Genomic DNA, 17857 nt, shown 5'->3' on the forward strand with positions numbered 1-17857 from the left:
AACGGTGTGTAGGTTGTCGCGCATTCTGCGTCGGCGATCCTACAAGACACACCGCCTTTGCTTTTCAGTCCGGAGTGGAGCGTATAAGGCGCGACGGCCGACACACCGTTTGCCACCTGGGCGGCCTGGGCCGAACTGGTAAGGCCCGCTGAGACGCGGGTGCTTGAAGAGGGTGATGCGCCCTTAAAGAGCGCTGGCAGCGGGCATCAACAAGAGTGATGCCGCATGAAGGATAGGACCGGCTGGGGACCCGCAGGCAAGGACCGTAGTGGGTGGTGTTCAGCGGCTTTCTTTTGCCTACTTTTCTTTGCCGCGGCAAAGAAAAGTAGGTGCTGCCCCGCACAGGGGCGACGCTAGCAGACCAGTACGAAATCGCGGATGCCAGCAAAACCAAAACCAAAAGCAAACCAACCCAAACCCGCCGCAGGCAAAAAAAACCTCAAACCACATTCATAGCCAGCGCCGACTCCCGATAATGCGCGCTAGCCTTATCAGCGTCCCCAAGCTGCTCATGCAGCCTTGCCAACGCCCGATGAGAGCGAATCTTCAAAGTCTCATTATCAGCAAGCTTGAGCGCCTGTTCGAGAAACGACTGCGCCTTCCCCCACAACTGCTGATGCAGGCACAACCGTCCAAGCGCAAACATCAGATCCGCGTCCTCGGGACGCTCCTTCCGCCAGGCCTCGGCCTTCTGGATCAAGGGCAACGCATCGCCCCCAGTCGTATCCGGATACCGCCGCAACAAGCGAGCATCCCAGTTCTGCGCCAGTGCTTCCTCGACACTCCGACGCGCCTCCTGCGGACGATTCAACGCCACCAGCAACTCAGCAGCGAGATCGGCAAGCCGCGGCGAATGCCGCTCGACGGGCGTCAGCGAATGCCACAACTCCAGCAACGCATCGGCATTGTGCCGTCGATCGCGTAGCAGATTCTCCGCCGCCAGCTGCCGCAAACGCACAGCAACAGCAGGATGAATCGCCTCACGCTTCTCCAGCGTCTTCACGAGCTTGAGCACTTCGCCCCAGTTCTTCAACTGCTGCTGCGCCCGCAACGCAATCTGCTGTGCGTGAATCCGCCGGCCGCCCTGCGATTGCATTTCAGTCAGCGCCAGCAGCGCGCCGTCCGCATCGCGGCCATCGGCGCGCATGTCGGCCGTCGCCATCAGGCGCGCATCCTGCCAGTCGGCTGAGTCGATCTGCGCGAGGTACTCATCGCGGCGCGCGTACTCGTGCATGCGGTGCGCAGCGTTCGCGGCGATCAACCCGGCCGCGCCCTTGTTATCGGGATTGATCAGTGAATCGCGCGCAGCCTTCTCGGCGCGCGAGAAACGGCCCGCATACAGATTGCCGATCGCATCGCGCAAGGCCGAATGCGCCTTGGCGACACGCTGCCGCGCCCGATACGCCGCGACCCGCTGCGGCATGCGCCAGATGTTGCGCAAGATGCGCAGCAGCGCATAGATCACGATGAACGCGACGATCAGACCGACGATAAACAGGTTCAGCGAAATATCGATGCGATACGGCGGATAGACAAGCAACACCTGACCGGTGTCGAAGCGCCCGACAATCGCCAGCACGACGGCGATCGCGAACAGGAAGGCAAGCCAGAGAAGTCCACGCAGCGCCATGATTAACCCCGGCTCCGGTATTGATGGACGGCCTGCAGACTCGTATCCAGGTTCGGCACATCGACGGCACCCGAGCCGTCGTCGACCTCCTTCACGAGGCCGCGCACCGTCTGCACGTTCTTCGACGATGCATCGAAATAACGCGCGAGCGCATCATCCGCGGCATGCAGATCGGACTTGAGCGTGGTCTGGTTGCGCGAGAGCAGCGCGAGACGCGCAGACAGCAGGCGCATCTTCAGGTTCTCGCGCAAGAAGTAGCCCTGATCGGGCGCCACGAGCATCGCATCGGCGTTGTCGATGCGGCGCACCTGCACGAGACTCGTCAGCTGCTGGCCGACGCCCGCGACGAACTGGTTCCACCACGCCTTCCACTTCGGCTCGCCCGTCGCCGCGGCAACGCGGTCGACATCCTTCGGCGTCGACGCATGCGGCGTGGCATGCGCGATCTGCGCTTCACCCGACAGCGGCAACTGGTCGATCTGGTCGATGGCGTTGTCGAGCTTGATCGCGAGACCTGTCAGGTCGGTGGACGGCGCCGACTTCAGCTTGTCGATGTCCTGCGCGATCGCCTTGCGCACCGCCACGACCTGCGCGCCGTCCGATGCAGCCAGCCGCGTGTCGGCGCTTTGCAGCGCGAACAGCGCGAGTTGCGTGTTGCCCGTCAGTTGCAACTGCTCGCTCGCCGCCGACAGCATCTGGCCGACTTCGGCCATGGTCCAGTCATCGCGCTTGCGTGCGAGGTCGGCATATTGCTGCTGCAGCGCCTGCTGTGCGCCCTGCGCGTCGGCGAGTTTGCCTTCGAGTTGCGCGATCTGCGCGTCGGCCTGACGCACGGTCGCGACCGCCTGCTCGGTCTTCACGCGCAGTTCGGCCGTGGTCGAGTCGTTGATCTGCTGACGGTGCGACAGTTGCTGATCGAGCTTGATGATCCTGCGGTTCAATGCAACGCCGCCCGCCACCGCCACGATCAGCACCAGCGCGATGACAACCCACAGCAGGCCGTTGCCCTTGGGTTTGGGCTGCTGCATTTCGTAAGGCGTAAAGGGTTGATTCGGCGGCAGCGAAGCGGCTGGCCGCGATGCGGGGTTGGGCGAGGATGTGGTGGATGCGTTGGTATCAGACATGCGTTCTTGTGCCGGGTTGGACTGGACCGGTTGAACTTCGAAAGGTGCCGCGACGGGTGCCGCAGCGGGTGCCACTAAAGGTGCCGCAATCGACAGCAGCGTACGGGCAATCCGTTCATCGCCCGCACCGGACACCGTAATGCTATCAAAACCCAATGCCCGCGCGGTTTCCGCGATGCGTGGGTGAGGCGCGACGAACATCGCCTGCTTCAGATGCGCCTGCTCGCTGGCGGTGAGATGGTCGTGCGCGAGTTCGGCGAGATTGCGCACGCCTTCCGAACTGGTCACGAGCCACGCGCTCGGCGTCTTCGATCCGTCGGACAGCAAGGCGTGGATGCGCGACCAGGCGCCGATCGACGGCTCCGGCACAAGGCGCCGGTAGGCCGCGACCGTCTCGACTTCGGCGCCTGCTTCCCGCAGACGGTCGGCGAGCCATTCACGCCCGCCGTCGCCGCGCACGATCAGCACGCGCTTGCCTTCGAAAGCGTTGTCGCCGAGCAGGGTTTCGAACGCTGCGTACAGCGCCTCGGAATCGAAGCGCGCGCCGTCATGATCGTCCGATGACGTGATGGGGCTGATCACGCGGTAAGCAGGCGCTTCGACGCCGTGCTTCGCGAGCGCCGCCACGCTGCCCGGCCCGACCACGCCGATGGGCAGTGCATGCGGCCAGATCGCGTCGTGGCTCGCGAACGCGTAATCGACGGCATTCGGCGACACGAATACCACCAGCGCGTAGCGGTCGAGCGACGCGAGCGCGGTGCGCAGCGGGCCTTCGTCGTCGGCGGCGGCGATGTCGAGCAGCGGAAAGTCGATGCTTGCGACACCCGCGTCGCGCAGCGTGCGCGCCAGCGCATCGGATTGCCCTGCCGGACGGGTCAGCACGACCGTCAGACGCGAGGCCGCCGCGTGCGGCGCGCCTGCGCCGTCCGTGGACGGGAATGCGTCGGGTGTCGGGTTCGAGCTGGCCGCCATCACGCGGAAGCGGCCGGGCCGCTCGCCGTGGAGAGCGCGCGCACGATGTCGAGCGCGCCTTGCGCTTCGAGCTGCTGCGCAACCTCACGCCCCAGTTCGAGCGCGGCGCCCGTGGTCGCGGCAGGCGCCGAAGCGTGAGCGCTCAGCACGCGCAGGCCGTCGGGCGTCGCGACCACGCCGCGCAGATGCAGCGCGCCGTCATGCCACGTCGCGTAGGCCGCGAGCGGGACTTCGCAACTGCCGCCGAGCGAGCGCGACACCATGCGCTCCGCTTCGACGGCGGTTGCCGTGTGCTCGTGATGGAGCGGCGCAAGCCATGCGGCGAGATCGGCACGGTCCGCGCGGATCTCGATGCCGAGCGCGCCCTGCCCGGCTGCGGGCAGACTGTCGGTGGGATCGAGCAGTGCGCGGATACGATCGCCGAGACCCAGCCGCTTCAGGCCGGCCGCGGCCAGAATGATGGCCGCGTAATCGCCGCGGTCGAGCTTCGCGAGGCGCGTGTCGAGATTGCCGCGCAGCGGCTTCACGACGAGTTCGGGATAACGTGCCCGCAGCATCGCTTCGCGGCGCAGGCTGGAAGTGCCGACTACGCTGCCGGGCGGCAGCGCGGCCAGCGAGTCGTACTGACTGGAGACAAAGGCGTCGCGCGGATCTTCACGCTCCATGATGGTGGACAGCGCGAAGCCGTCGGGCAATTCCATCGGCACGTCTTTCAGCGAATGGACGGCGAGATCGGCGCGGCCATCGGCGAGCGCATTCTCCAGCTCTTTGACGAACAGCCCCTTGCCACCGACCTTCGATAGCGTGCGATCGAGAATTTGATCGCCGCGTGTCGTCATTCCGAGGATTTTTACGTCACAAGATGGATATAATTTGTGCAGCGCACACCGCACGTGCTCGGCCTGCCACATCGCGAGCCGGCTTTCCCGCGACGCTATGACAAGCGTAGTGGGCGGCGTGGGCGCAAACGTCTCGGAATTCATTGTTTGAGTCATTGAAAGACGGGATGTGATAACAAACAATGTTAGCACGCGCTTTGGCACCTCTCGCTGGCCGCACGGCCATGTCAAAGCTGTTCGTCGGGCAGTTGCCGTCAACGAAAGGAAGCGCTAGGGCGCTCACTCTCAGTGTCTGCGGCTGCATGGGCGAACGCATAGCAGGAGACAGACTCGCCCGCTTGTCTTGCGCGCAGTCACGTCCACGAGCCGTATCGATCGTTGCCCGCAGGGCCGCCAGAAGCCCTAGCACGGTCGTGCGCGCGTCGATGCGCCGCATGCGCGATGATTTAATGCGGCGCAGCACGCGCACCCGGCTCTTCCTTCGTCGCGCGCGCCGCATTGTTCTCCGCAGCAACCCGCAGTACCCGCAGTTGCAGTTCACCATTCTTTAGACCCTGGCTTTCCTGAGGAAACATCGTGACGTCTTCCGGATCGGCGCGCCCTGCCCGCCGCACTACTGCCTCGCCCGACGCTGCCAACAGCGCATCGGCCGCCTCCGCCGCTTCCGTCGTCAAGGCCGCCAAGGCCCTGAAAGCAACGCAAGCCCCCGATACCAGCAAGACCGGCAAATCCACGAAGACCAAGGCAGCCGCCAACGGCGCCTCGAAACGAATCAAATCAGACGGCGGCGGCAAGCAGGAGGCCGCGCGCGCGTCGAAGCAAGCAAAGAACGGCGCGGCGACGCAGGCGAAAGACACCGCCCGCACGCGCGAAGACAAGGACCAGCCGCTGTTCGAAGACATCCGCTATCTGGGGCGGCTGCTCGGCGACGTGGTCCGCGAGCAGGAAGGCGATGCCGTGTTCGACGTGGTCGAAACGATCCGCCAGACGGCCGTGCGCTTTCGCCGCGAGGACGACAGCGTCGCCGCGCAGGCACTCGACAAGAAGCTGCGCGGGCTGTCGCCGGAACAGACGGTGAGCGTGGTGCGCGCGTTCAGCTACTTCTCGCACCTTGCCAATATCGCGGAAGACCGCCATCGCAACCGCCGTCACCGCATCCACGATCTGGCCGGCTCGACCTCGCAGCCGGGCACCATCGCGCATGCGCTCGACCGCCTCGTCGAAGCGAACGCCGCCGCCACGCCCGTGCTGCAGCAGTTCTTCAACGACGCACTGATCGTCCCCGTGCTGACGGCGCACCCGACGGAAGTGCAGCGCAAGAGCATTCTCGACGCGCAGCACGACATCGCGCGCCTGCTCGCCGAGCGCGACCAGCCGCTGACGGCGCGCGAGCGTCTGCAGAACGAATCGCTGCTGCGCGCACGCGTGACGTCGCTGTGGCAGACGCGCATGCTGCGCGATTCGCGCCTGACGGTCGCCGATGAAATCGAAAACGCGCTGTCGTACTACCGCGCGACCTTCCTCGAAGAGATTCCGCAGCTTTACGCCGACATCGAGGAAGCGCTCGTCGAGCATGGTCTCGATGCGCGCCTGCCGTCGTTCTTCCAGATGGGCAGCTGGATCGGCGGCGACCGCGACGGCAATCCGAACGTCACAGGCGCGACGCTCGAAAACGCGATCACGCGCCAGGCCGCGGTGATTTTCGAGCACTACCTGGAACAGGTGCACAAGCTCGGCGCCGAACTATCGGTGTCGAACCTGCTGGCGGGCGCGAACGATGAACTGAAGGCGCTCGCGGAAGCGTCGCCCGATCACTCGCCGCATCGCACGGACGAGCCGTATCGCCGTGCGCTGATCGGCATTTACACGCGGCTTGGTGCGAGCGCGCGCGTGCGGCTGGGCGAAGGCGTCGTGCCGCTGCGCAGCGCCGGCCCCGGCGTGCCGAAGATTCGCGCGACGCCTTATGAGGATTCATCCGAGTTCGTGCGCGATCTGCACGTGCTGATCGATTCGCTCGCCGAGCATCACGGCGCTTCGCTGGCGACGCCGCGTCTGTCGCCGCTCACGCGCGCCGCGGAAGTGTTCGGCTTCCACCTCGCGAGCATCGATCTGCGTCAAAGCTCGGACATCCACGAAGCGGTGATCGCCGAACTGCTGCGCCGCGCGGGCGTGGAAAGCGATTACGCGGCCCTCTCCGAAGCCGACAAGCTGCGCGTGCTGCTGTCGGAACTGGCGCAGCCTCGCCTGTTGCGCTCACCGTATGTCGAGTATTCCGATCTCGTGAAGAGCGAACTCGGCGTGCTGGAGCAGGCACGCGTGACACGCGAGAAGTTCGGCGCGCGCGCGGTGCGCAACTACATCATTTCGCACACGGAGACGGTGAGCGATCTGGTCGAAGTGATGCTGCTGCAAAAGGAAACGGGACTGCTGCAGGGCCTGCTCGGCAACAGCGTCGACCCGGCGCGCGCGGGCCTGATGGTGATTCCTCTCTTCGAAACGATTCCCGACTTGCGCAACGCCCCGCACATCATGCGCGACCTGATGGCGCTGCCGGGCATCGATACCCTCATCGAACACCAGGGCAACGAGCAGGAAGTGATGCTCGGCTACTCCGACAGCAACAAGGACGGCGGTTTCCTGACGTCGAACTGGGAGTTGTATCGCGCGGAACTCGCGCTGGTGTCGCTCTTCAACGAGCGTGGCATCACGATGCGCCTGTTCCATGGCCGCGGCGGCACGGTAGGACGCGGCGGCGGCCCGACCTATCAGGCGATTCTGTCGCAGCCGCCTGGCACGGTCGACGGCCAGATCCGTCTGACGGAACAGGGTGAAGTGATCGCGAGCAAGTTCGGCAATCCGGAGATTGGCCTGCGCAATCTGGAGACCGTGGTGGCTGCCACGCTCGAAGCATCGCTGCTGCCGCACGGCAATGCGCCCAAGCAGCTGCCCGAGTTCGAGGAAGTGATGCAGGCGCTGTCCGACGCAGCGATGGCGTCGTATCGCGCGCTGGTCTACGAGACGCCTGGCTTCACCGAGTATTTCTTCTCGTCGACACCGATTTCGGAGATCGCCGAACTGAATATCGGCAGCCGTCCGGCGTCGCGCAAGCTGCAGGATCCGAAGCAACGCAAGATCGAAGATTTGCGCGCCATTCCGTGGGGCTTCTCGTGGGGACAATGCCGTCTGCTGCTGACGGGCTGGTATGGGTGCGGCAGCGCCGTTTCGGGCTGGCTCGAAGGTGCGGACACGAATGTCGAACGCGAGCGTCGTCTGAATCTGCTGCGCAAGATGCACAAGGCGTGGCCGTTCTTCTCGAACCTGCTGTCGAATATGGACATGGTGCTGGCGAAGACCGATCTCGCCGTGGCTTCGCGCTACGCAGCGCTCGTGACCGACAAGAAGCTGCGCAAGCACGTGTTCGAACGGATCGTGGCCGAGTGGGAGCGGACGTCGAATGTGCTGTCCGAGATTACCGGCAAGAAGGAGCGACTCGCGGATAATCCGTTGCTCGCGCGGTCGATTAAAAACCGCTTCCCGTATCTCGATCCGTTGAATCACCTGCAGGTGGAACTGCTCAAGCGGCATCGCTCAGGCGATGACAACGTCCGCGTGCGGCGCGGGATTCATCTGACGATCAACGGGATTGCGGCTGGGTTGAGAAATACTGGCTAAGGTTGCTGTTTTTGTCCTGCAAACGGCGGCACTCTTTTTGAGGCCGCCGTTTTTTGTTTGAACGTGAATTCGCTGTTGCGAAACCTCACCAAGCCTCGACCATCAGCGCATCGAGCTTGAAAGACCCATCCTGCTGCACGGCAAAGTACTCCCGCACTTCATCCGGTGCGGACGCCCACAAGGACTGAATCGCCACGACGCGCACCTCGGGCGTCCTCATCCTCGCGACCCAGGAAGCAAACTCGATATCGAGCCGCCAGCGCACCCGCACGACCGCCTCAAACCCCGCAGCTTCGAAAAACGCCACCCACTCGTCATCACGATAGTCGCGAATGTGCGATCCATCGCGCAGCACCTCGACAGCCTGAAGATGCGTATCCAGCAAAGGATGCCCGCTGCCGGCGATGTCGATGAACAGCACTCGCCCGCCCGGCTTCAACACCCGCCGCACTTCGGCCAAAGCGAGCGGCACGTCGTGCCAGTGATGCGCACTCATCCGGCTGACGACCCAGTCGAACGAAGCGTCGTCGAACGGGAGCTTTTCAGCCGCGCCCTGCTGGGTACGGATGTTCGATAACCCGCGCTCCTGAGCCGCGGACGCGACTGTCGCCAGCATCTGCGGCGCAATGTCGTAAGCAACAACCGACCCGGCATGCGGCGCCACCGCGAAACTCGCATGCCCTGCCCCGCATCCCATGTCGAGCACGGCCGCACCCGGCGTCGCAGCCACGGCAGCCGCCAGCGTCTGCAAATCCGCGCCCGTCGCGTGAACCTGGCTCGTGAGATACGAGGCCGCTGTCGAGCCGAACGCGTCGGCTACCTGATCGTGATGCTTCATCGTGTGCTCCTGCCCCGCCGGGGCTTTCAGAGTAGTTCGTGAGGACTGGTCCGAGGTCGCGAAGCGCCTCGCCTGTCGTTACAATAGAGCCCGCGCTGTACCGGTACAAGTCAAGCAATTATTCTGGTATCGAGATTACCCGTCACCGCAGTCCACCCCATGAACACGCCGTCTTCCGCCGATTCCGCCCCGCCGCTCGACGCATCGCCCGCCCGCGCGCTCGGCGAATTCATCCGTGCCCATCGCGAACGGCTTACGCCGCAAGCGGTCGGCCTGCCGCCCGGCCCGCGCCGACGTACGCCCGGTCTGCGCCGCGAGGACGTCGCGCAACTGTGCGGCGTCAGCCCGACCTGGTACACGTGGATCGAACAGGGCCGCCCGGTGTCCGCGTCCGCCGACGCGCTCGCACGCATCGCCGTCGCGCTGCAGCTGTCGCGGGCCGAGCGCGCGTATCTGTTCGAACTGGCCGCCCAGCGCGACCCTGCCGAACCGGCCCTCGCTCCCACCGACACCCCCACGCTGCTGCTCAAAACCGTGCAACTCGTGAACGCGCCCGCCTACGTGCTCGATCGCCAGTTCACCGCGCTGGCGTGGAACGACCCGGCGGCGGATCTGTTCGTCGGCTGGCTCGACGGCGAGCACGACCGCAACCTGCTGCGCTATACGTTCCTGTCGCCGGATGCGCGCAATCTGATCGACGACTGGGAGATCCGTGCGCGGCGTCTCGCGGCCGAATACCGTGCCGATTCGATCCGCCATCAGAACGACGCACCCACGCGCTCGCTGATCGATTCGCTGTCCGCCGCCAGTGACGCGTTCGCGCGCTTCTGGGCGTCGCAGGACGTCAACGAGCGCGAAGGCGGCCAGCGCCGCTTCAATCATCCACGCGATGGCCACGTCGTCTACAACCAGATCACCTTCAAGCCCGCGCATCGCGAAGACCTGAAACTGGTCGTGCTCGTGCGCGAATGAGTTCGCCTGGCCCCGAAAAAGCGGCCCGCGCGGCGGGTGTTAAAATCGTTGTCTCCTTCGAGACGTCGCAGCATCAGGCAAGCATTTGCCCGGCACGCCGCGCCGTCCGCGTCTTCACCTCGCTTACTGCCCATCACCATGACGTCCCAACTGCATAAAAAAGGCGAAGCCTGGTCGGCTCGCTTCTCCGAGCCGATGTCGGAACTCGTCAAGCGCTACACGTCGTCGGTCTTCTTCGACAAGCGCCTCGCGTTCGTCGACATCGAAGGCTCGCTCGCGCACGCGTCGATGCTGGCCGCGCAAAAGATCATCAGCGCCGACGACCTCGCGTCGATTCAACGCGGCATGGCACAGATCAAGGGTGAAATCGAACGCGGCGAGTTCGAATGGCAACTCGATCTCGAAGACGTGCACCTGAACATCGAAGCGCGCCTGACCGCCCTGATCGGCGATGCCGGCAAGCGCCTGCACACGGGCCGCTCGCGTAACGACCAGGTCGCGACCGACATCCGCCTGTGGCTGCGCGGCGAAATCGACCGTATTGGCGATCTGCTGAAAGATCTGCGCGTCGCGCTGCTGGACCTCGCCGACAAGAACGCCGGCACGATCATGCCGGGCTTCACGCACCTGCAAGTGGCGCAGCCTGTGACGTTCGGCCATCACCTGCTCGCCTACGTCGAAATGTTCTCGCGCGACGCCGAGCGCATGCTCGACACCCGCAAGCGTGTGAACCGTCTGCCGCTCGGCGCAGCGGCGCTCGCGGGCACGAGCTATCCGATCGACCGTCACGCGGTGGCGAAGACGCTCGGCTTCGACGGCATCTGCGCGAACTCGCTCGACGCCGTGTCCGACCGCGACTTCGCGATCGAATTCACGGCTGCGTCGGCGCTGGTGATGACGCACGTGTCGCGCTTCTCCGAAGAACTCGTGCTGTGGATGAGCCCGCGCGTCGGCTTCATCGACATCGCCGACCGCTTCTGCACCGGCTCGTCGATCATGCCGCAGAAGAAGAACCCGGACGTGCCCGAACTCGCTCGTGGCAAGACGGGACGCGTGAACGGCCATCTGATGGCGCTGCTCACGCTGATGAAAGGCCAGCCGCTCGCGTACAACAAAGATAATCAGGAAGACAAGGAACCGCTGTTCGATACCGTCGACACCGTCGCCGATACGCTGCGCATCTTTGCCGAAATGGTCGCGGGCATCACGGTGAAGGCCGACAACATGCGTGCAGCTGCGCTGCAAGGTTTCTCGACGGCCACCGATCTCGCCGATTACCTCGTCAAGCGTGGCCTGCCGTTCCGCGACGCGCACGAAGCCGTCGCCCACGCGGTGCGCTTCTGCGAACAGCGCGGCTGCGATCTCGCCGATCTGTCGCTCGACGAGATGAAGGCTGAATTGCCGAACGTCGCGTCGCTGCTCGGCGAAGACGTGTTCGGCTATCTGACGCTGGAAGGTTCGGTGGCAAGCCGCAACCATCCGGGCGGCACGGCGCCGGATCAGGTGCGCGCCGCGATTGCTGCTGCAAGGGCTGCGCTGAGCTAACCGGCTTCGTTCAGGCTTCCAGAAGGCGAACTCTCTGCCGAGAGTTCGCCTTTTTTATTTTCGCACGAATTGCCTGCGGCTTCGGCCTCGACCCTTCGCGCGGCCATGCAGAGACAATTGGCCGCGGCCCTCTCTCCCTGGTGCGGCGCCTCGTCGGCTACTATCACGGCAACACCCGGCTTCAATCCTGCCCCGTCATGATCATCCGTCCGCAACTCCACTGGTTCCGCATGCTGCTCGCGTGGCGCGGCTCCGTGCTTCCCGAACTGCTGCCGCGCCTGTGCCTCATCCTGCTGATCTCGCTGGTCGCGCTCGGCGTGCACGACCATCTGCTGAAGATCACTGTCAACATGACCACGACGCCGTTCTCGCTGATCGGCATCGCACTGGCAATCTTTCTTGGCTTTCGCAACAGCGCGAGTTATGACCGCTACTGGGAAGCGCGCAAGCTGTGGGGGCAACTGCTCAACGAAACCCGCTCACTGACGCGCCAGGTGCTGACGATGTCCACCGGCCAAATCGACGCCCGCGAAACCCAGGCCTTCGTGCAAACGCTGGGCGCATTCGGTCATGCGTTGCGGCATCAGTTGCGCGGCACCGATCCGTCGCAGGATCTGTCGAGCCGGCTCGATCCCGTACTCTTCGAGCGGGTGATGCATTCGCGCTACCGCCCCGCCACGATCCTGCTGTGGCTCGGCGAATGGGTGCAGCGCCAGGCGCGCGACGGCAAGCTCGATGCATGGACCGTGCAGGCCATCGACCGCAATCTGAATGGGATGTCCACCGTGCTCGGCGGCTGCGAGCGGATCGTGTCGACGCCGCTGCCGTTCGCGTATTCGGTGATGATTCACCGCACCGTGTATTTCTTCTGTGCAGCGCTGCCGTTCGGGCTGGTGGAAAGTGTCGGCGCGTTCACGCCGCTGTTCTCGGTGTTCGTCGCGTACACGTTTATGGCGCTCGACGCGATCGCGTCACAGATCGAAGAGCCGTTCGGCACCGACGATAACGACCTCGCACTCGACGCGCTGTCCGCGTTCATCGAAGATGCGGCGCGTGATCTGCTCGGCGAACCCTCGCTGCAGAAGATGGGCGTCAGGGAAGGACATGTGCTCACCTGAACGGTGAGCACGGCATGCGCAGTTCACGGGCGCCGCTTCGCGCCGTGAACTGCACCACCTGAAGAACACTCAGTCCGTGCCGTACTTCGGCGAACGCGGACCATACATCAAGCCATTCGGGCCACCGCTCGACAGCAGCTTCTCGCTCGTCAGGCCTGCTACGTCGTGCGCTTCATCCGTCAGCGAGTGTGCGACCTGCTTGACGGCCGCCTGCACCAGCGCACCGATCAGCCCGGCATTCACATTGACGTTGCCGCCAAGCTCCTTGCCCGTCGCGCTGGCCACGCCCGTCCACAAGGTATTGCCGGAACGCAGGTCGATCAGTTTCGCGCTGGCCGTGACCACCGTCGTGCTGTCGATCACCATGTACTTCGAGCCGTACTGCGAGACCTGCGTGTACAACGCAGCATCGGCGCCGAAGATGCTGCGCAGCTTGTCGGGTGCGACGCCCTGAATGTCGTTCGCGTTGGTCAGGCCGTTGTGTTTGAACGTCTCTTCCATCTCGACGACAGGTACCACGTAGTAGCCACCTTCCGCGAGCGGCATGGTCATCTGCGAGAGCATCGCGTAGCTCGCGCCTACGTCCGTCGTATCGTTGACGGGCGGCAGCACGAGAATCGTGCTCGGCTTGCTGTTGCGAAATGCCGTGTAGTCCATCTGGCGCGAGGGCTTCGAGACGCACGCGGTGAGCGCGACCAGCACGGACATGGCGGCGATCAGCTTGAGTGATAGAAGGCGTTTCATCATCATTGGAATTTGCTCAACAGGAAGTCCATGTACACGGTCGATTCGGGGAACGACTGCTTCTCGGCAAGCAGTTCCTGCTTCGCGCGCTGATCATTGCCGACGCTCGCGTACAGCATGCCCAGATGCGCATGGAAACCCGGCGGCACCGCCGCGCCCTTCGAAGCGATCTGCTGGCCGGCCTTTTCGAGCGCGTCGATCTGCTGTTGCGGACTGTTCTTGCCCTTGAAGTACTCGTAGACCTGCGGCTGGTAGCCGTCCCATTGATAGAGCGCCACCGGCTTCGCCGTGTTCGCGCACCCCGTCAGCAGCGCGCACGCTGCCGCGACGGGCAGCGCAAGGCCCGTCAGCCATTGTTGGTTCTTCATTGTTATGCCTCGGAAATCTCTCGTTTGTGTTTTACTTCGATGCCTGTAGTGCACCCGCGTCGACCTGCTGCACCAGGTGATTGACGGCTTCCTTGATGGCGAGGTCGAGCACCTTGCCGTTGAGTGTGGAGTCGTACGATGCCGTGCCGCCAAAGCCGATCACTTCGCGATTCGACAGGCTGTATTCGCCCGCGCCCTGGCTCGATGCGACCACTTCGGAGGTCGTCGTATCGACGATGTTCAGGCTGACCTTCGCATACGCAATCTGGCTCTTGCCCGACCCGAGAATGCCGAACAGCTGGTGATCGCCGACTTCCTTGCGGCCGAACTCGGTGACGTCGCCGGTGATCACGTAGCTGGCGCCCTTGAGCTTCTGCGACTTGTTCGCAATCGAGGCTTCCTGCGCGAGCTCGGCCATGTTGTCGCGCTCGAGTACCGAGAAGCGGCGGCTTTGCTGCAGGGTCGTGACGAGGATGGTCTTCGCCTGGCTGCCGACCACGTCGATGCCGTTGGAGCAGATGCCGCGCATATAGCTCGAACGGTTATCGAACTTGCCGACCGCGACGGCCACCGGTTTGCCCGCATAGGGCACTTGTGCGCTGCTGACTTCAGGCGTCGGCAGCGCGCGCGACGCTTCCGTCGCGCAACCGCTCAGTGCCGCGCTGACTACCGCGGCGACGAGCAGCGTGATGCTTGTAGTTGGTTTCAAAGTGCTGATCCTGCTCAAAGAGTGACTCGTATTCCCAGTGCCTTCGAAACGTGCAGACTGCATGCGCCCGTCACTCAGGCGTTCTGGTAATACGTTCTAACGGCACTCTACGATGCAACTTGAGCATTCGTCGGATCAAATGACAAACGATTGCGCTTTATCAACGCACGAGAGCATGCAGGCATGCAGAGCGCATGTGAAAGAACAAGCTTAGCGATCCGAATCAATCAGGATGCACGACAGGCGCCCGGCAGCCACGCTCAGTCGTTGCCGGCCGTGTCGCCCATGCGTTTGAGCTGCGCGACGCGCGTGCCGATGATATCGATCTGCGAACGGGCATCCATCAACGGCACGGTCGCATCGCGATACGCCGTCCACGCGCGTTGCGCGCGCGACAGCAGCGGGCGCGCGTGCGAAGGCAGCTTCGCATGCAGACGCCGGTAGTAGCGGTTCAGGTCGAACATCGCGTGCTCGCACTGGGCATCGAACGAACAGGCACGCGGACGCGTCTTCGGGTCCTGCTTGCCTGACGCCGCGGCGGCAGCCCGCAGCGCGAGCGCGCGGTCACGCACCGGCTGCAACTGGATGTCGGCGCCCGCGAGTTGATACGCGGTGCCGTGCGTGGTCGCGAGCACGGCGGCGAGCAGCTTGCCGTCGGCCTCGCGCCAGGCCAGCCAGCGCTTCTGGCTGTCTTCCCACTTCTTGCGCTGCGCGTCAGGCGCGTCCGACTGCAGTTGCTGCAGCGACTGATCCATCGACGCCTTCCACGCAATCCGCGCCGTGTCCATGCACTGAACCTGCCCGACCGTCGACGACATGTCGGCACGCGCCAGACAGGTACGCATCGATGCGTCGATGGGATCGGCGGCGGCGACTTCCGCATGCGCCGCGCCAGGCGCGGCAAGCCATGCGGCGAGCAGCGCCGCCGCGCTCGCGATCACGCGAGCACGATGCCACGACGGCCAGCGCAGTGCCGTCTTCATGATCACGAATCGCGCACGCAATCGACGAAATACTCGATGCGTCCGTTGATCGTTTCGCCGACCAGCCCGTGGATATCCGTATGGAAGCCCGGGAAGCGCTCGTTGAACTCACGTGCGAAGCGCAGATAGTTGACGATGGTGCGGTTGAAGCGCTCGCCCGGAATCAGCAGCGGAATGCCCGGCGGATACGGCGTCAACAGGATCGACGTCACGCGGCCTTCGAGTTCGTCGATCGGTACCCGGTCGATCTCGCGGTGTGCGAGCTTCGCGAAGGCGTCGGACGGCTTCATCGCCGGTTCCATGCTCGACAGGTACATCTCCGTCGTCAGACGCGCGATGTCGTTGGCACGATAGACGCTGTGAATCTGCTCACACAGATCGCGCAGGCCGATGCGCTCGTACGCCGGATGCTGCGCGACGAACTCGGGCAGCACGCGCCACAGCGGCTGGTTGTTGTCGTAGTCGTCCTTGAACTGCTGGAGTTCAGTGACCATCGAGTTCCAGCGGCCCTTCGTGATGCCGATCGTGAACATAATGAAGAACGAGTACAGACCCGTCTTCTCGACGATGATGCCGTGCTCGGCCAGATACTTCGTGACGATGGCAGCGGGAATGCCCGTTTCACCGAACTCGCCGTCCACGTCCAGGCCCGGCGTGATGATCGTCGCCTTGATCGGGTCGAGCATGTTGAAGCCGTCCGCAAGCGGGCCAAAGCCGTGCCAGCGGTCGTTCGGACGCAGCATCCAGTCGTCGCGCGAACCGATGCCCTCTTCCGCGAGTTCTTCCGGGCCCCAGACCTTGAAGAACCAGTCGTCGCCGTATTCGGCATCGACCTTGCGCATCGCGCGGCGGAAATCCAGCGCTTCGGCAATCGATTCCTCGACCAGCGCCGTGCCGCCCGGCGGCTCCATCATTGCTGCCGCCACGTCGCACGACGCGATGATCGCGTATTGCGGCGAAGTCGACGTGTGCATCAGATACGCCTCGTTGAAACGATGGCGGTCGAACGTGCTGTTCTCGCTGTCCTGCACCACGATCTGCGAAGCCTGCGAAATACCGGCAAGCAGCTTGTGTGTCGAGTGCGTCGCGAACACGAGTGCGCCCGTGCGCGGACGGCCCGCGCCGATCGCGTGCATGTCCTGATAGAACTCGTGGAACTCGGCGTGCGGCAGCCACGCTTCGTCGAAGTGCAGCGTGTCGAGCAGATCGCCGAGCAGGTCCTTGATCATTTCGACGTTGTAGATCACGCCGTCGTACGTGCTCTGCGTGATCGTCAGAATGCGCGGCTTGACCTTCGGGTTCTTCGCCAGCGCTTCACGCGCGAACGGATTTGCCTCGATCTTCTTGCGGATGTTTTCCGGCTTGAACTCGTCGCGCGGAATCGGCCCGATGATGCCGAAGTGATTGCGCGTCGGCGTGAGGAACACGGGGATCGCGTGCGTCATCGTGATCGCGTGCAGGATCGACTTGTGGCAGTTGCGGTCCACCAGCACGATGTCGCCCGGCGCAACCGTGGCATGCCAGACGATCTTGTTCGACGTCGACGTGCCGTTGGTCACGAAGAACAGGTGATCCGCGCTGAAGATACGCGCCGCGTTGCGCTCGGAAGCGGCAACGGGACCCGTGTGATCGAGCAACTGGCCGAGTTCGTCGACAGCATTGCAGACGTCCGCGCGCAGCATGTTCTCGCCGAAGAACTGGTGGAACATCTGGCCAAGCGGATTCTTCAGGAACGCCACACCGCCCGAGTGACCCGGACAGTGCCACGAGTACGAGCCTTCGTCCGCGTACTGCACCAGTTCCTTGAAGAACGGCGGCGCGAGCGAATCCAGATACACCTTCGCCTCACGGATGATGTGGCGCGCGACGAACTCCGGCGTGTCCTCGAACATGTGGATGAAACCATGCAGTTCGCGCAGGATGTCGTTCGGCAGGTGGCGCGAGGTACGCGTTTCGCCGTACAGGAAAATCGGGATGTCCGCGTTGCGCTTGCGCACGGCTTCGACGAACGCGCGCAGATCGACGATTGCGGGCGCGATATCTTGCGCCTGGCCATCGCCGTTTTCGACGTAGGGCAGCAGTTCATCGTCGTCGATCGACAGGATGAAGCACGAGGCACGGCTCGACTGCTGCGCGAACGAGGTCAGATCGCCATAGCTCGTGAGACCCAGCACTTCCGCGCCTTCTTTTTCGATGGCCTCGGCAAGCGCCCGGATGCCTGAACCCGAGATGTTCTCGGAGCGGAAATCTTCGTCGATGATGACGACGGGGAAGCGAAACTTCATGGGCGATTCTCCAAAAAGAACGACCGCTGGGCCGGTTAAGCGCAGCGGTCACCCGAAT

The 17857-nt window shown here is 64.0% G+C and carries 14 protein-coding genes; 4 read left to right on the forward strand and 10 right to left on the reverse strand.

What is annotated here, in order from left to right:
* Nucleotides 1–439 precede the first annotated feature (439 nt).
* From DK391_RS26510 to DK391_RS45630, 4 genes are all read right to left on the reverse strand, one after another.
* Nucleotides 440–1630 (reverse strand): heme biosynthesis protein HemY, encoded by a 1191-nt coding sequence (locus tag DK391_RS26510; RefSeq protein ID WP_109480976.1) that lies wholly within the window; start codon nt 1628–1630, stop codon nt 440–442.
* A 2-nt stretch (nt 1631–1632) separates the two neighbouring features.
* Entirely contained in the window at nt 1633–3726 is a 2094-nt protein-coding gene (hemDX, locus tag DK391_RS26515; RefSeq protein ID WP_109480977.1) for a fused uroporphyrinogen-III synthase HemD/membrane protein HemX, read from the reverse strand.
* Nucleotides 3726–4709, reverse strand: coding sequence for a hydroxymethylbilane synthase (hemC, locus tag DK391_RS26520; protein WP_109480978.1), 984 nt, complete (start codon nt 4707–4709; stop codon nt 3726–3728). The genes hemDX and hemC overlap by 1 nt, the downstream gene beginning before the upstream one ends.
* Before the next feature lie 302 nt (nt 4710–5011).
* On the reverse strand, nt 5012–5140 hold the full coding sequence (locus DK391_RS45630; protein WP_275426834.1) for a hypothetical protein: 129 nt from the start codon (nt 5138–5140) through the stop codon (nt 5012–5014).
* Nucleotide 5141: 1 nt separating this feature from the next.
* On the opposite strand from DK391_RS45630, the gene ppc reads away from it, so the two are divergent.
* On the forward strand, nt 5142–8237 hold the full coding sequence (ppc, locus tag DK391_RS26530; RefSeq protein ID WP_109480979.1) for a phosphoenolpyruvate carboxylase: 3096 nt from the start codon (nt 5142–5144) through the stop codon (nt 8235–8237).
* Between the two features lie 85 nt (nt 8238–8322).
* On the opposite strand, the gene DK391_RS26535 is transcribed toward ppc, so the two are convergent.
* Nucleotides 8323–9075, reverse strand: a complete 753-nt coding sequence (locus tag DK391_RS26535) for a class I SAM-dependent methyltransferase (protein WP_109480980.1) — start codon at nt 9073–9075, stop codon at nt 8323–8325.
* A gap of 159 nt (nt 9076–9234) precedes the next feature.
* Here DK391_RS26535 and DK391_RS26540 point away from each other — a divergent pair, with 159 nt between their 5' ends.
* The 3 genes from DK391_RS26540 (at nt 9235) to DK391_RS26550 (ending at nt 12710) form a co-directional block, all read left to right on the forward strand.
* Nucleotides 9235–10047 carry a helix-turn-helix transcriptional regulator gene (locus tag DK391_RS26540; RefSeq protein ID WP_109480981.1) on the forward strand — a complete coding sequence of 271 codons (813 nt, stop codon included), beginning with the start codon at nt 9235–9237 and terminating at the stop codon, nt 10045–10047.
* Between the two features lie 138 nt (nt 10048–10185).
* Nucleotides 10186–11592, forward strand: coding sequence for an argininosuccinate lyase (argH, locus tag DK391_RS26545; protein ID WP_109480982.1), 1407 nt, complete (start codon nt 10186–10188; stop codon nt 11590–11592).
* Nucleotides 11593–11789: 197 nt separating this feature from the next.
* The gene (locus DK391_RS26550) at nt 11790–12710 is read left to right on the forward strand and encodes a bestrophin family ion channel (protein ID WP_109480983.1); all 921 of its coding nucleotides are present in this window, start codon (nt 11790–11792) and stop codon (nt 12708–12710) included.
* Between the two features lie 69 nt (nt 12711–12779).
* Here DK391_RS26550 and DK391_RS26555 read toward each other — a convergent pair whose 3' ends face one another.
* From DK391_RS26555 to DK391_RS26575, 5 genes are all read right to left on the reverse strand, one after another.
* Nucleotides 12780–13454 carry a DUF799 domain-containing protein gene (locus DK391_RS26555; RefSeq protein ID WP_109481015.1) on the reverse strand — a complete coding sequence of 225 codons (675 nt, stop codon included), beginning with the start codon at nt 13452–13454 and terminating at the stop codon, nt 12780–12782.
* A 2-nt stretch (nt 13455–13456) separates the two neighbouring features.
* Nucleotides 13457–13822, reverse strand: coding sequence for a DUF4810 domain-containing protein (locus DK391_RS26560; RefSeq protein WP_109480984.1), 366 nt, complete (start codon nt 13820–13822; stop codon nt 13457–13459).
* A 31-nt stretch (nt 13823–13853) separates the two neighbouring features.
* Nucleotides 13854–14531: a CsgG/HfaB family protein gene (locus DK391_RS26565; protein WP_239482956.1), complete on the reverse strand. Its 678-nt coding sequence runs from the start codon at nt 14529–14531 to the stop codon at nt 13854–13856.
* Between the two features lie 260 nt (nt 14532–14791).
* Nucleotides 14792–15514, reverse strand: a complete 723-nt coding sequence (locus DK391_RS26570) for a lysozyme inhibitor LprI family protein (RefSeq protein WP_204117440.1) — start codon at nt 15512–15514, stop codon at nt 14792–14794.
* Between the two features lie 2 nt (nt 15515–15516).
* Complete coding sequence (locus DK391_RS26575; protein WP_109480986.1) at nt 15517–17799, reverse strand: arginine/lysine/ornithine decarboxylase; 2283 nt, start codon at nt 17797–17799, stop codon at nt 15517–15519.
* Nucleotides 17800–17857 lie beyond the last annotated feature (58 nt).

It is taken from the genome of Paraburkholderia sp. C35, from assembly GCF_003121405.1.
Classification (GTDB): Bacteria; Pseudomonadota; Gammaproteobacteria; order Burkholderiales; family Burkholderiaceae; genus Paraburkholderia.